Origin of the sequence: Paenibacillus sp. LS1 (assembly GCF_026013365.1) — a bacterium.
GTDB lineage: Bacteria > Bacillota > Bacilli > Paenibacillales > Paenibacillaceae > Paenibacillus.
In genome coordinates this window covers 15555-29574 of the sequence record NZ_JAPDOE010000005.1, presented here as the reverse complement: position 1 = coordinate 29574, position 14020 = coordinate 15555, and the positions used below count along the sequence as shown (strand labels likewise).

The window sequence follows — 14020 nt, the reverse complement described above, 5'->3', positions numbered from 1 at the left end:
TCTTAATCCCAAACTTCTACAGGAGTGTCACTCATCCAAAACTGTTTTCTCAGAGGTGGAGATTTAGAGATATTTTTTTGATTCAATTTAGTATTGCCTTCATTTTGGTTGGGGTCTGACTTGGATACCGGAACATAACGATCAGTCTTTAGCTGGTCAGATGAAGTATCCCCTTGTTTAAAGAGATGAATCACGTTGGTATAATTGCCTGTTTTTTTGGGATTAATCGTATTCAATATAATCACTCCTCATTTTAATTTTTTTATCTAGTGGATTATCGGTTATCTTATCGACCTAACTAGACTTACCGTTTCTTACTTGGGTAAGGATAGGATTTTTTTTCTGACGAAATCTGGAACATGATCGTCACAGTACATAACCTGCCAACTGATCTTTTGAAGTTGTTCTAACTCTTCATTTGTCAATAATCTGCTGCAAGATTTACATGGGATGTTTGTGCCCTCTGTCAGTTCTTTTCTCGACTCGTGCTCGGCACCTTCATTTTCGATTAAATACCCCCACTCACGATATTGGGCCAGATCTTTCCAGCCTGCTTCAAAGTTATTCAATGCATCAACTAAAGCCCTTCTGACAGCAGCTTTAACTGTACCGTCAAAATCATGAATTTTCCGAGAATCTTTTATGTAAGAGAAATTTTGAAATCCCATACCTTCATTAGATGTATTCATGATCGTCAGTTTGCCTCTCATTTCGAGCTTCATCTGCTCAAGATGATAGATAGGTTTTTCCGTGGTCACTGTCCAACTATAAAAACCACCGGCTGCTTTGTTTAATCTTTGAATGTAGGCCTGAACTGGTATATGTGCGCTTTTATTACTATCATTTTTCTTCTGAACTGTGCCACTTGGAAATGGCTCACATAACACATTCATGATCTCTTCATATTTATCGGTGTACTCTTTGTAGCTTAATGGTTCCAAAATAGGGAATTGTGTCATACGTTAATCTCCTTCACGTTCATGTCGCCAGAAAACACAATAGGACAAGAATAATTTACCATTAAATGAGTAATAAGTATAGTCAAAAAAATAAAAGGCCCGACATCGGACCTCCTATTAAACCATTACAACATAGTCGTTAATATCGGCACAACGTATGCCAACCCTAACACAATGGGACTAAAGATCATCATTCCTATCCCCAACCGTTTTCGTTGCGGATTTTTCCCCGCCACGGATCGCATAAGCATGCCCATATAAAACATAGTAAACACTACGGGTACCGAAACATACCACACACCCTTAAATAGATTAGGCCCAAGGAGGGCTGCACTATCGACCATACCGACAATATCATCATTTTTATCTACAACAGCTGGCGTTGAATTACCAAACATATGTGTGATTACGGGGAGATATGCGATAAGCAAGGCTCCTACCCCGAAGATGATAGCAAATATATATCCTCTTCTTTTACGTATTGGATTTTTACCTGCTGTCAAAAGAAAAAGCAAGCCGATGATGAACAATACCGTAAAAACGGGGAGACCTACAAACTGTAATAAGCGAACCACTTGTTGTATGAGTACATAAAATCCGGAGAATATGTCTTCCATTTTATTGATCCTTTCCTTCTCGTATTTATGCGTCTGGTGCCCCTAACGTAGTTATGAACTCTACTTCGTCAACTTTCCACATCTTAGTACCATCCTCATAAACCATAATGGTCCGAACGATAACTTCCTGAGTGCTGGCAATCTTGTTGAAAGAGGTTGTCAGACTAAACTGGTTCAAAAACTCAACCTTCTTTTCATTCACAACTTTCTTAAACGGGATGTGTTTATCGAAGCGAGAAGATACAGACATAGATTCATCGGTATCCTCAGGTAGTTCGATTCCTGCCGGCAATGTGGAGTTATACCCCTGCTCCGTCATGAATGGCTTGATGCCTTCGTACCTTTCTTTAATGGTCTTGTATGTGAAAAACTTTGTCAGAAAATCCTTATTGGCGAGCTCGACTGCCTCATTCTTGGTTTGTTCTTTGATTTGTGAGCGAAAACCCATGTTGCTGAAGATTAATACTATATTGATGACTAATGAGAAAATGAGTAGGATATAGAACCACTTTTTCATTGGGTTACTCCTTCATAATGAGATTGGATTGATTCACGTGTCTTACACCCAATAATTTGTATTTTTCTTTCCAATTCGTAATGGAGAACTCAGCGACACCTTGTTTTGCACCCACCGTGATGAACTTATCCTTACCGATATAGATGCCTACGTGGCTCAACTCCGCTTTGTACGTAGACCAGAATAACAGATCCCCTATGATGAGATTGTTGCGGTCCACTGCCTCTGTTTTCTTGTACTGTGCTTTAACATTTCCATCTAGGTTAAAACCTAATTCTTTAAAAACATATGATACCAAACCAGAGCTATCGAATCCCCCTGCTTCAGGGGATTTGCCACCCCATTTGAAGGGTAAATCCATCTGTTTTTTTAGTGCCTGGTTTAATTGATCTGGATTCACCAGGGATTCTACCTTTAACTCCCGCTGTAAACTTCGTTTGGGCTCGATAACATCATGTCCAGATGCAGGGAGCTGATCTGTTACGAACTGGGTTGCGATCAGCGCTGATGCTAGGAAAAGAATCGAACTTGTTTTCATCAATAAAACTCCTTTACGATTTACTTCACGATTCGTCTGTAACCCAGAAATGGATAAATGCTGTTCCAGCGTGATACAGATGAAATACTTAGACCTTTACTTCCGTTGGAATTAATAAACTTGTCATTTCCCAGGTACATTCCAACGTGTGATGCAGCTGGCTTGTACGTGGACCAAAAAACGAGATCCCCAGGAAGCGCTTTGGATTTATCAACTGGTGCCGTCTTGTTATATTGTGTTTCAGCATTCCCATAGAGATTAATTCCCAATTTATTGAAGGTATATTCGATGATGCCTGAACAATCAAAACCGCCATGAGAAGGTTTACGGCCACCCCAAACATATGGCATGCCCATGTACTGACTCATGAGATCAAGCGCTTGTTGAACATCGAAAATTTGTCCATCTGATGCAACTGTGAGATTTGTCCAATCTGAATAGTATCGCATTACATTATCAACGTAATTGACATCTCCATAATTATCCCAACCTTTTTTAGCTTTCCACATCTCCGAGAATGCAATTGCATTTTCTTTGGAATACCCTCCACGTGCTTGCGCATAACTAATGAAGCCACCACCAAAATTGTATGCTTGTAGAGCTAATTTCGTATCACGGCCGGCTGCTTTGAAAACATTAGCAAAGTGCTTCACACCATACATAATGGAGATCTCTGGGTCTGTAATGGTATTGGGTGGAAGGCCCAGTGACTCAGACGATTGCATTATGTCCAAGGACATATTACCGCCTGATTCTTGTTGGATGACTGCTAAGATCAAATTAACCTGATCCTCGATGCCATTAATGATCGCATACTTACGGACCAGTGGTTCATATCGCATTACTGCCTCGGATACCTTCGCCTCTCCGATCATGGATAATCCCCCACCAACAGCGCCGGCTCCGCCATATAGATACGGATTCCAGTTTTCATCAGCAGTATGAATAAATTCGTAGACTAGCTTCATATCATCTTTTTTGACCCCTTGCGCGGTTAAAATAGCTTGAAACAAGGTAACATTGATATTTAAATGGGGCACGAAGCGATCATCTACAGTCGTATGTTCATACTGCCTATAATGCGTTGATGTGCAGTCGCCTCCAGAACTGGTTCCGGTCTCTTCCCATTGATCCGTTGGCGTGACTGATCCTCCTGGATAGTATCTTTTCAACTTATTAACGGTCATATCTCCATAATTGAGTGTCACTCCGGAAAGGACGTTATGTGCAGGTCGCTTAAATGAGTTAATGGTCGTTTCCGGACCAGTAGTCGTTGTGTTCCCCTCTTCATCCGTACTTGTACAATAAGTAATCGTTTTAGTCGTCTCTATATCGTCCTTAATCCTGGTGAAATCGAAAGCTGGTTTAAATAGAGCCACCAGTAATACCGGATTAAAATCACTTAAAGAAACCTTCTCTTCTTTCACAACCATTTGATAGCGAACGATTGCTGTCGGTATACCCCAACTCGGTTTGACTGTATTCATTAATTGTTCTTTCCATTTGGCGTCTGCTTCAATGTTCATAATCGGTGCAACTGATTTATCTGCTTCCTCTTTGAATCGTGTTTCGAACTTGATATCTCGCTGGCGATCCTTCTCACTTCGAGCATTACCACCTAGGAACCAGTCTGCAAAAGGAATGGCTGCAAGTATTACGGCAACGATAAACATGATGAGTATCGCCCAACCAAGATACGTTCCAAAAAAAGCAAGAAGTGATTTCCCGATAGCCAGGCCCACTTTTTTCATAAAATCCATGGCCAATTTTCTAGCGAACTTTCCTGCTTTTCCTATTAGTTTTCTCGCGCCCTTACCAGCTACCTTTTTGCCGGCATTCCCTGCGGTATCATTCACCATATCCTGACTATTCAATAAAAATCACACCCTTTATAAAGAAAGGATGGTTTGAGTAGCCAACCATCCTTGCATAAGAATTAAAGTATCATTTTGTTTTTCGTTCTAGTTTTTTCATGCTTCACTTGGTTAGCCATACCCTCAAGCTTTTTAGCATGATTAGATGGTGGCGTGTATTGGGTGTTCGCTGACGTTTTTCTGGATAAGAAGTCAGCACCCTTATCGGACCAATCTCTTCGATCAGCACCCTGGACATTGTGCGAGAAATAGCTATCAGGAGACAATTTCGAAGCATCCATCCGATTGTCTTCAAACTTAGCTCCATCTGTTCCTCGTATGAATGCACCAGATGTCCTTACGAGATGTTCGTTTGAGCCTCCAGGTAATCCCATCGGACCCTCAGATTTATTATTAAATCCACCCATTCCAGGCGGTCCGCTCTGAGCACTAGGTAGTCGGTATGAGCCATTTGGCTGACGCTCAAACTTTTGGTTAGCACTTGGGAATTGGTAACTGGCAACTCGGGTTTCACCCTTAGCTAAGTTGGGATCAGCTGCTCCGAAATTACTAATCCGTTGCTTACCCGAAGCTGTATCAGCATAAAATGCCGAGCCGCTATTGGTCTGTTCCCACGAAACGTTTTGTCCTGCATATTTTTGAGCAAGTTGAGGAAGTGCCATATTGTTCATACCGCCAGAAGCAGCACCCGCGCCCTGTACTCTTCCTCTGCTAGCTCCAGACAACATGTGACCCATTTGACGGCCAAATCCTCCAGCTCCCACTGTAGTACCCATGGACTCTCCCATGTTTCCCATGAAGCGACGACGTTCACCTAGATTTCCCCAGGTATCTTTGAGATTTTTCCCACCTGTTGCGGCCATGTCTTGAACCTTACCGAGAAACCCGTTACCATCGGCCTTCTGATAACCTGCTTTCATTCCCTCAGGGAACATGGCTGATGATGCTGTCCTCGAGGTGTTGGCCATTCCTGCGAATGCATTCCTTGCACCTTGCGCAGATTTAGATCCAAGTACTGATCCCGCTTTAGCACCAATTGCTACACCAGCAGGACCCATCGTTAATCCCATCGCGCCACCAGCTACAGCCCCCATGGCACCTGCGACTGAGCGCATCCGTTGCCAACCACTTCCACCTGCAGCTGCTTTAGATAACGCAGTTGTTCCAGAATCATTTCCGTAATCAGGAGTGGAGCCTCCAGGCCCAGGTGACGTACCTTCCGAACCTTTTGAAGGAAGACTTCCACCTCTTCGGCCACCCATCATACCTCCAGCGCCTTTGGCTAGCATCATTGCACCCGCTACAGATCCAACACCTGCAACTGTAGCAGCTTGTCCTATCTTAGTGCTGGAATCTCCTAAGTTCATCCACCGAGACATCATGCCTGTGATAGGAATGAACATGATTAGTAGTCCTAATTTGTAAATGGTGCCAAATACACTTACCGTAGCCAGGCTAGCGAACATGGTCAAAATATAGATCGCTATGCCATGTATCGATTGTAAGAAGATGTTTCCTGCAAGCTCTTTGAGCCAGGTACCAAAGAAAGCACGAGTTTTGGCGAAGAGCATACTGTACGCGGCAAATGGTGCCAGAACGACAAGGAACGTTATAATAACTTTTCGAGCAATATAGATGACATTCAGGTACAAAGTTAATCCAAATTCACAAAGATACACGATTGCGTTACTTACATTGAAATTTCCTGCACTCGCGACTAGAGAAACACCGTTCGTATCTATACCGTTAGATTTCAACAGATCCGATATTGAAATGACAAGACTTACGTTAATGCTCATCATCACTTTGAAGATCAACCAGAAGCATGCCATAAAGAATGCACTGAGCACCCACATATTAATATCTGTCCAAAAATCAGATTTGGCTTGTGGACTGTAGGCCTTGATCCCAAATCTAGCTGCAGATATCATGATCGCAGCAGTCAAAATGGTCACATAGATACCCGTCATCATCGCTAATATAGGATCAATAATTTTACTCATTTCATCCTTCGTAAAAATACCAAAGTCTAAATTAGCGGTATCTCCGTAGGGATTACCAAAAATCAAAGTCGGAAGACTACTAATCTTGAGATCAAAAATGGATAGGATAAATCCGAGTAAGATACCATCCGTTAGGGTAGCGTCATCTTTATCTTTTTTCATTTGAGACATCTTATCATCGCTAAACAATGCTCCATCTTCTGTGGTATCCCGGACCCCTGGAGTGACGAGCAGCTGAGTGTCCTCAGCATAGGCAAAGCTATGAAAGAAAAAGGTGGAGAGTATGATCGCGATAAAGAAGAGTGGGATTTTAAGTTTCACTTAAAACCCTCCTTCGACAGCCTTAAGTTCTATTCGGGCATCCAAGAACTCAATCATCTCTTCCCTCGTACGGAATTTCGTTGATCGTTTGACTGTCTGCTCTTTCTTCGTCATATCAATATTTTTGTTCGTATTGATGTACAACCATTCCTCTGGTGTCGGCTCTGATCGGAAGCTTACAATCTGTTTTCCAGCCTTCATGATGACATCGCCTTTATCGGCAGTGCGTATCATGTTACCTACATCTTCAGAGAGTCGATACGTATTCAAAATAGGTGCGATATCTTGGTCAGACTGTTTTAGGAAACATACTGTTTCAAACTGAGCAACAACGTCTCGCGCTGCTTCCGTCCGTTCGAACATCTCATATCGTTGAGATACCAACGTAAGTGACACGTTCCATTTACGACCACGTGCCGAGAGAACTTTAAGGAACTCCATCATGGTGTTATATTTGATCATCATCCAAGCTTCATCGATGATTACACGTTTTTTTGCTAGGGGATTGGAGACGATAAACCTATTCCACACCCAAGTCATGATGACATGCTGGGCAAGCGGACGTTCAATACCATTAGCGGATAATTTTGAGATATCGAAAGTTACAACCGGTGCTTCATCCAGAGTGACATTGGAGTTCGAAACAATTTGAGTCTGTCCATCAAACATTCCAAATGCTTTCCCTTGTGTGAACAGGAAAATGATGGTGATGATCTCATTCAGATCGTACCCTTTGGTATGTTCCTCTTTTAATCTCCCAAGAACTTCGCTGATTGTTGGCATATCAATGTATTTGCGCTGATAAGTGATATTGCCCATAGGGTCAACAGTTTCCACGTTTGCATAAATGGAATTTGGGTCTTCTGTAATCCCACGTTTGGTATACAGTTCCTCGATAATATCATTCAAAAAGTTCATTTCAATCGGCGTCAAACCTTGAGAACTAGGGCTGAGTGACTCTTTCATTACTTTAAAGAATTCTAGTAGCTCTTTTACTTTTTCATTAACGTTGATTCTCTCAATGACATGCTCATCGACTTCACCCTCGTTAATAACTTCCTTCTCTGGGAAGATGTCTAACGGATTTATTCGACTGGCTATATCTGATTTCGATGGGTAAATAGGTATGACTATACCGCCTAATGCCTTCGTCAGAGCTATGTATTCAGGTTCGCAATCGATAATAACGTTCTTCTCGATCCCATCCATGAACCCACGGCCGATAATCTGTTTTACGAGTACAGATTTACCCGATCCGGAAACACCAAAAATCCCTACACTATAATTGGGAAGACTTAAATCAAAATTGTTATAGTAAACAAATTCTTTACCATATCTTCCGATAGGGAAGCCACCTTTGTGATTTAGCTTTGAACTTGAATGTGGGAATATGGCTGTAAGTGAAAGTTGATCCAAATTCCGCTGCGTTTTTTCTAAATAGTTTTTGCCGAGTGGCAAGACGGACATGAATCCTTCTTTTTGGCGTCCGTATGAGTTTACAATCTCAATAGATTCACCACCCAGATTCCGCTCAATCTCGCGGCACTTCGCGTTCAGCTCATTTAGATCACTAGCGAAAACGGTACCTTGAATGGATACATAATACAGACCATTTTGATTGTTCTTAATCTGTCGCTGTAGGTGCTTCGCATCCTCCCGTTTTTGTTGGGCATCTTCGATCTTAACGCCGTACTCCCCCCTATTCGAGGCTGAGAATATAACGGTCTCGAATTCCTCCACTTTTTTTTGCAGTTTTTTAATAGCTGAATTTCGATCCAATGGTTCTATGTGGACCGCCACATCCATGTCATCCCCGCTGAAAAGTGCCTCCAACCACCCGATCCTCACCGTACGAGGATATCCTGAAGGTTTTATGAAGAATGATCGTCCGAGCCGCACATCGCCAAGGCCTGTTTGCATCTCAAAATGATCCTCATGAAATTTCATACCATCATTCGCGAGATTTTCTATCATGGATGGAAATCCTAAATCATTGTGATCTTCGTTTAACTGATTCAGAGATATGACATTATCGTTCGTTTCATTGGACTTCGTTTTCTTAAATAGCTTCTTGAACATATCTCTTCACCTCTTCTACATCATTAACAATTGTTGAATACCCTGGGAGGGAAGTTGGGTCCATTGTGACAAATAGAGATGTCAACTTTTCGCGTTCAGCTATATCATCAATCGGGTTCACGACCATGCGTTCACGGTTCAACGCACGTTTCATGGCTTCCATCGCGGATAGCGATGGCAATATCGCAGATTGAATGTCCGATTGCTTCAACATTTGAACAATCGTCCATGCTCGTTGATATAATTCATCCGTAATATCTTTAATTCGATCCTCTTTAGAGATCGCACCCATGCGACTTACCTGTGGGACGTAGGAAATAACATAAAGAACTTTGCGGGTAATGCGTAATTCATCTTCAGATCGTTCTTTGATATGCTCAATCACATCAAAATTATATGTGCGAGTTTCTTCATTGGAGTGGTATAAATTAGTTTTAAAACGTTCCTCTTCTTTCCGAAGATCTTGTCTCACCGCTTGACCCAGGATCTGAACCGGGAAACGAATCACTTTATAAAGCGAACTGTAACCAATAATAATGGCCTGTCTTGCCCCGTCTGAAAGTAGGTCGTAGTTAACAAAATCGGATTCAACGATGATGCTATATTCGTTATTCTTCTTGGCGAAAATACCATTTTTAATATCTTCAATTCCTAGCAGGTCAACAATTTTTTCCATTCCCTTTTTGACCTTAACCGGTCCACTTTTCGCATCCACTTTTCCGGTCTCTTCCAGGTGTTGTTTTCGTGCCCATCCAAAGATCGGTTCATTCCGATCCATTCTCTTTTTGGCGAAAAAGAGAAATACAAGAGTCAGAACCATAAGGACGACAAATGATGTTAGGACTATATCAAATACTTCCATTTCAGTTGATCCCTACTTTGCTCACAGATTTGTATATACCTTTTGGGATTTTTTAAATCTCCACCGGATTAAAAAATAGTCACTCAAAAAGAGCTCATATTTCTCAATTTTGAAGAAAGCAAGAAGGACTCCAAGCCCAGTAACGATGCAGAAAAGAATGACTCTAAACACTAAATCAGTAACCCCACTGATAAAAGGGAGATTCCCCCACAAGATAAACCCGACCATGAAGAATCCAGGAGGAGCTACGAGCAGAAATTGTCTGATCGAAAAAATGGCAAGGATACTCTTTTCTTCTTGTGTGATATCTATGGGTACGATAATCTCGTTCAAAACAATATCCTCCTATTGAAAACATTCGGGCGGTTTCCCACCCGAATGAGTTAAATGAGTTAATTTAGACGCATTTTCCACCCTGTGCCATTTGTGCAATCGCATCTGAGAATTTAAATGCGCCAAAGAATACAAATGCCCCGCAGACAGAACCAATCAAACTACCCCAATAGATACCTTTCTTCGATGGGCTGATTGATCCAAACATAATCATCACGGCTAGAACCATGACTGCAATCGTGAAAAGAGACGCACCTGCACCGGCAATGATCTTAACAACATCTTTCAATGTGTTGTTAATCGTGGTACCAGCAGTTCCACCATTCGTTCCTGCACCAAAAACATCGGCACACGATAATGCTCCCGTGTCAGCAAATGCACTCATTGGTGCTACTACAACCATGATCATCATCATCATGAGCAGCACACTTAAAATCTTCTTCTTCACTTTTTGTGAACTCCCTTCGTGTAATACGGATTAGTAAACAGTGATCCTAATCCCCGTTTTCCTGAAAACGCAAAAAAAGCACAGCCCAATTTTGGTCATCTGACCAAAATTAGGCGGTGCTTCCGCTCTATTTGCGCAATATTTTGTTGGAAAAGGTAGGGATTATGTCCTGCGTCTTATTATCTTTGGTAAGGTAGATTTTGTCAAGCTATTGTCTTTTGAAATGCGATTCAAAACGAATGCCGATTTGAAGATCGCGTAGAGTGACTTCATCTTCTAAACAAATCTCAAGCCTAATCTTTGCATAATTGATGGGGTCCCACGTAGTAATACGATCTGTTATTTTTCTCAGAATGACTTCAAGATGTTTCCGAGAGACTGGAACCGTTTTGGCCTCATCATCGGCCATCAAGTTTTCTCTGTGGCTGATTACATTTTTTTGGAGTTGGCCATTTCTCACTTCAAATTCAATTTCGCCTTGTCCGTTCGGAAATTTTTTATAATTCCCACTATTGTGATCTGAAACGATACACAACCTGATTTGATCGATCAGTAAATCGTTGTTTGAACTTTCGAAAGACTTCTCATTACGGTATGTATTAGACATGTGAACACTCCCTATGTGATTGTATATTATCTATTTTTGTAGGTGATTTCTAATGAATTTGAACGTTCAAATGAACATTCAACATCCTCGAATGCCATTTTACTACAACATTTACTATTTTGTCGATAGCGAAATGGGAAAACATGCCTACATAAATATGAGGCGAAAGAATGGGTCTTCGCTTCTTTTAGCCTATTTATCAAAAAAATAGGCTAAAAGAAGCGAGGGAAAGGTATTCTTTCCCTGGGAATGTAGCCAAAACTACATCGCTTCTTGCATAACTAGTTCTTCTTGCCTAATTAACTCTCCAACAATGAATCCATCATCAAAGAAAAATCCTCTTACCAATACAACAATACCTTCATTTGAAGACACTTTCTCTATGGCAGATCCTCTTAAAAAGACATAAGAATCCTCATAAACTAAACAAGTCTCTCCATCATGAAATTGTATTCTTCCCATCATGATGTCTTCTTCATTTTTCTCACCTAACAACGGTGTTGTTGTAATTTGCGAAGCCGTTTCGAAACCATAATTCTTCGCTATGGATCTAAAAGCAATTTCTGTCAATGGTGACTCAGCTGCTACATCCTCCTCGGTAGGAGGTGGAATATCACTGCTGTTAATCTGATCCAACAACTGATCAACATAATGTGACTCTTCTAAAACAGCTGTAGGTTCCGTCTTCTCCTTTTTGAATATTTGTAGAAATCGGTTGACCTCCACTCCTACTTCGTCGGGCAAGACAGAAACTGTCCGTTCAACAGGTGGTGTCAAAACAACCTCAGAGACCGATGTCAAAGTGTCACTGTTGTTGTTCTGATCTTGAATCTGATCTACTATGATCGTTGGCTCCGGTTCAATCTCTTCCTTTTTGAATAAGTTAAAAAATCGGTTGACCTCCACTCCTACTTCCTCAGGCACCATAGAAACCGTCCTTGTAGCAGTTGTTTTCTCATCCTCAGAGATCTCAATCTGTTCAAATGCCTGATCTCCAGTTGGAGGAACTGTCTCAAATGACAGTGGTGGTAATTCCATTGCAAGGTTTTCATGCTTGGCAGCGGGATCACTTAGACTAAATTGGTCGAAAGTTATCTCCTGCTCTATCTCCATATCCACATCTCTCATCGATGGAATGTTATTTTGTGTCATCGTGTTGGATGTGAAACCACTAACTGCACCAAAGATGATCGGAATAGCGAAACCTACGATTATTATAATGAGCTCTGCTGGCATTCATATCACTCCTTAAGATTCAAAGATAACAAGAAGTACGACAGCTATGAAAAGGAGTGACATTCCCAATCCAACCAGTGCCATAATCTCGCTAAAAACTCGCTTTGCTTTACGTTCTGAGGCTTTCCTAATGGCTATTTCGCGCAGTTCTACCGTTGGTCGATTGTGATTTTTAAGAATTTCTTCTTGCAGATATTTTTTTTGTACAGTGTTCAATCCTTCATCCATTGGTACATATGTTCCTAAGCTAGATCTGTTTAAATTCATATTAATTCCTCCATATTTGTAATTTAGCTCCTTTAATTTGAACACAAAAAACCCCAAAAGTGATTGTGCAGAATAAACACAAAAACACCTTTGGGGTGGATAAGTAGAAACATAACAGCCCTCATAAGTCGCGTGACGGAGGGGAATAATTGAAAAATTGTTTAAATATATATTACCATCGACAGCTCCTATTAACAAGTGCTTGCTACTGGAGCTTGTTTAGCCGTTCTGTAAGGAGCAGTTGTGATTTTCATCTCAGGTAGATCCTCAGAACCAATCGAAATTGGTTTACAAGGATCATGTAAATACAAGATGATCTCATCGACACCTTCCATTAACTTGGCACAATCGAACAACCTTTCTGCATCTACGGTGAAGGACCAGTTCATTCCCTCGACAGTCGCACTCAGTTGTTGCTCCAATACACTCGACACTGAAGCAAAAATATTACTTCCTAACGTATCTATTCTCAACATTTTTGCTCCTGAAGCTGTTACTTTGATTGCTCTCTGACATACATCCATCAATTCGCTGCGATCAAAATAGTACCTACTTACTGCAATATCATAATTGTGGTACTGTTCAACTTCTGGATACTTACCACTTAACGTTCGTAATACACAAGTCGTGTCACTAGATTTCACTATGACTAAACTACTCATTTCATTAATCCCAATTTCTATCTCGGCATTTCCTTGAATAAGAGAAGTCACGGCAATCAAGTGCCCGGCATCGAAGATAATTTCTTCTGGTAACCAAGATACATCATTGTCACTTAAATAAACAGAGTTCTGGCGATTACATGCTTTAAATGTCGCCCTACCACTCTCGTTTGATGAGATAGCTATACCGGTTAATTTCGGGTACTTTCTCGCATCATCCGAACCACTTTTCAACGCAAAATTCTTCAGTTGATCTACATACTTAAATAGCTTGTTGACGTTCATTACAACCGATGATTTTGGTGTAGGCGTTATCAGAAAATCGGTTTGCTCATTTAACGTGTGAACATTAATTGTGTTCTTTCTATTCGTTCCCCATTCAAATTTCAGGAACTGTGTGTTTTCATTTTTTAAAACATGAGTCACAGACAGCATTACGTTGTCTGGCAATACCGAGACTTTCATATTTAACTCTTTAACGGAAACTGCTACCTGTAGTGGTTTTACAATATCTGCAGGTATGTATTTTTCTGCAGATATCTCCATTGTTGAAAAATAAAACGATAAAGTTTGATCATCCAAATCTCTAATATAAACGTTACACTCTCCTAGAACTGCTCCTTTGACAGCTTTGCTTAAAGCGACAACTTGCGATTTCAATACAGTTGAATTGATTTTAAAATTTGCTGACATGTAA

Annotated in this window: 15 protein-coding genes; all 15 read right to left on the bottom strand. The window is 41.0% G+C overall.

The window, feature by feature from the left end; translation table 11 throughout:
* Positions 1 to 2 precede the first annotated feature (2 nt).
* Complete coding sequence (locus OM416_RS19190) at positions 3 to 236, bottom strand: hypothetical protein (protein WP_264932183.1); 234 nt, start codon at positions 234 to 236, stop codon at positions 3 to 5.
* Between the two features lie 78 nt (positions 237 to 314).
* Positions 315 to 959 (bottom strand): hypothetical protein, encoded by a 645-nt coding sequence (locus OM416_RS19185; protein WP_264932181.1) that lies wholly within the window; start codon positions 957 to 959, stop codon positions 315 to 317.
* Between the two features lie 125 nt (positions 960 to 1084).
* Positions 1085 to 1576, bottom strand: coding sequence for a hypothetical protein (locus OM416_RS19180; RefSeq protein WP_264932178.1), 492 nt, complete (start codon positions 1574 to 1576; stop codon positions 1085 to 1087).
* A gap of 25 nt (positions 1577 to 1601) precedes the next feature.
* The gene (locus OM416_RS19175; protein WP_264932176.1) at positions 1602 to 2093 is read right to left on the bottom strand and encodes a hypothetical protein; all 492 of its coding nucleotides are present in this window, start codon (positions 2091 to 2093) and stop codon (positions 1602 to 1604) included.
* A gap of 4 nt (positions 2094 to 2097) precedes the next feature.
* Positions 2098 to 2631 carry a C40 family peptidase gene (locus tag OM416_RS19170; RefSeq protein WP_264932174.1) on the bottom strand — a complete coding sequence of 178 codons (534 nt, stop codon included), beginning with the start codon at positions 2629 to 2631 and terminating at the stop codon, positions 2098 to 2100.
* Positions 2632 to 2651: 20 nt separating this feature from the next.
* Positions 2652 to 4505 carry a bifunctional lytic transglycosylase/C40 family peptidase gene (locus OM416_RS19165; RefSeq protein WP_264932172.1) on the bottom strand — a complete coding sequence of 618 codons (1854 nt, stop codon included), beginning with the start codon at positions 4503 to 4505 and terminating at the stop codon, positions 2652 to 2654.
* 62 nt (positions 4506 to 4567) lie between these two features.
* Positions 4568 to 6829 carry a hypothetical protein gene (locus OM416_RS19160; RefSeq protein ID WP_264932170.1) on the bottom strand — a complete coding sequence of 754 codons (2262 nt, stop codon included), beginning with the start codon at positions 6827 to 6829 and terminating at the stop codon, positions 4568 to 4570.
* Positions 6830 to 8908 carry a VirB4 family type IV secretion system protein gene (locus tag OM416_RS19155; protein WP_264932168.1) on the bottom strand — a complete coding sequence of 693 codons (2079 nt, stop codon included), beginning with the start codon at positions 8906 to 8908 and terminating at the stop codon, positions 6830 to 6832.
* Positions 8889 to 9770, bottom strand: a complete 882-nt coding sequence (locus tag OM416_RS19150; protein ID WP_264932166.1) for a hypothetical protein — start codon at positions 9768 to 9770, stop codon at positions 8889 to 8891. The genes OM416_RS19155 and OM416_RS19150 overlap by 20 nt, the downstream gene beginning before the upstream one ends.
* A gap of 21 nt (positions 9771 to 9791) precedes the next feature.
* Positions 9792 to 10103: a PrgI family mobile element protein gene (locus OM416_RS19145; protein WP_264932164.1), complete on the bottom strand. Its 312-nt coding sequence runs from the start codon at positions 10101 to 10103 to the stop codon at positions 9792 to 9794.
* 64 nt (positions 10104 to 10167) lie between these two features.
* Positions 10168 to 10551: a TrbC/VirB2 family protein gene (locus OM416_RS19140; protein ID WP_264932162.1), complete on the bottom strand. Its 384-nt coding sequence runs from the start codon at positions 10549 to 10551 to the stop codon at positions 10168 to 10170.
* A 208-nt stretch (positions 10552 to 10759) separates the two neighbouring features.
* On the bottom strand, positions 10760 to 11158 hold the full coding sequence (locus OM416_RS19135) for a hypothetical protein (protein WP_264932160.1): 399 nt from the start codon (positions 11156 to 11158) through the stop codon (positions 10760 to 10762).
* Positions 11159 to 11419: 261 nt separating this feature from the next.
* On the bottom strand, positions 11420 to 12394 hold the full coding sequence (locus tag OM416_RS19130; RefSeq protein WP_264932158.1) for a hypothetical protein: 975 nt from the start codon (positions 12392 to 12394) through the stop codon (positions 11420 to 11422).
* A 12-nt stretch (positions 12395 to 12406) separates the two neighbouring features.
* The gene (locus OM416_RS19125) at positions 12407 to 12661 is read right to left on the bottom strand and encodes a hypothetical protein (protein ID WP_264932155.1); all 255 of its coding nucleotides are present in this window, start codon (positions 12659 to 12661) and stop codon (positions 12407 to 12409) included.
* A gap of 191 nt (positions 12662 to 12852) precedes the next feature.
* Positions 12853 to 14016, bottom strand: coding sequence for a DNA polymerase III subunit beta (locus OM416_RS19120; RefSeq protein ID WP_264932152.1), 1164 nt, complete (start codon positions 14014 to 14016; stop codon positions 12853 to 12855).
* Positions 14017 to 14020 lie beyond the last annotated feature (4 nt).

What these genes read in the sequence shown, in the direction of transcription:
- OM416_RS19155 (WP_264932168.1), bottom strand. Translation starts at nt 8,908, where the DNA reads ATGTTCAAGAAGCTATTTAAGAAAACGAAGTCCAATGAAACGAACGAT.
- OM416_RS19135 (WP_264932160.1), bottom strand. Translation starts at nt 11,158, where the DNA reads ATGTCTAATACATACCGTAATGAGAAGTCTTTCGAAAGTTCAAACAAC.
- OM416_RS19120 (WP_264932152.1), bottom strand. Translation starts at nt 14,016, where the DNA reads ATGTCAGCAAATTTTAAAATCAATTCAACTGTATTGAAATCGCAAGTT.
- OM416_RS19150 (WP_264932166.1), bottom strand. Translation starts at nt 9,770, where the DNA reads ATGGAAGTATTTGATATAGTCCTAACATCATTTGTCGTCCTTATGGTT.
- OM416_RS19130 (WP_264932158.1), bottom strand. Translation starts at nt 12,394, where the DNA reads ATGCCAGCAGAGCTCATTATAATAATCGTAGGTTTCGCTATTCCGATC.
- OM416_RS19170 (WP_264932174.1), bottom strand. Translation starts at nt 2,631, where the DNA reads ATGAAAACAAGTTCGATTCTTTTCCTAGCATCAGCGCTGATCGCAACC.
- OM416_RS19125 (WP_264932155.1), bottom strand. Translation starts at nt 12,661, where the DNA reads ATGAATTTAAACAGATCTAGCTTAGGAACATATGTACCAATGGATGAA.
- OM416_RS19180 (WP_264932178.1), bottom strand. Translation starts at nt 1,576, where the DNA reads ATGGAAGACATATTCTCCGGATTTTATGTACTCATACAACAAGTGGTT.
- OM416_RS19185 (WP_264932181.1), bottom strand. Translation starts at nt 959, where the DNA reads ATGACACAATTCCCTATTTTGGAACCATTAAGCTACAAAGAGTACACC.
- OM416_RS19175 (WP_264932176.1), bottom strand. Translation starts at nt 2,093, where the DNA reads ATGAAAAAGTGGTTCTATATCCTACTCATTTTCTCATTAGTCATCAAT.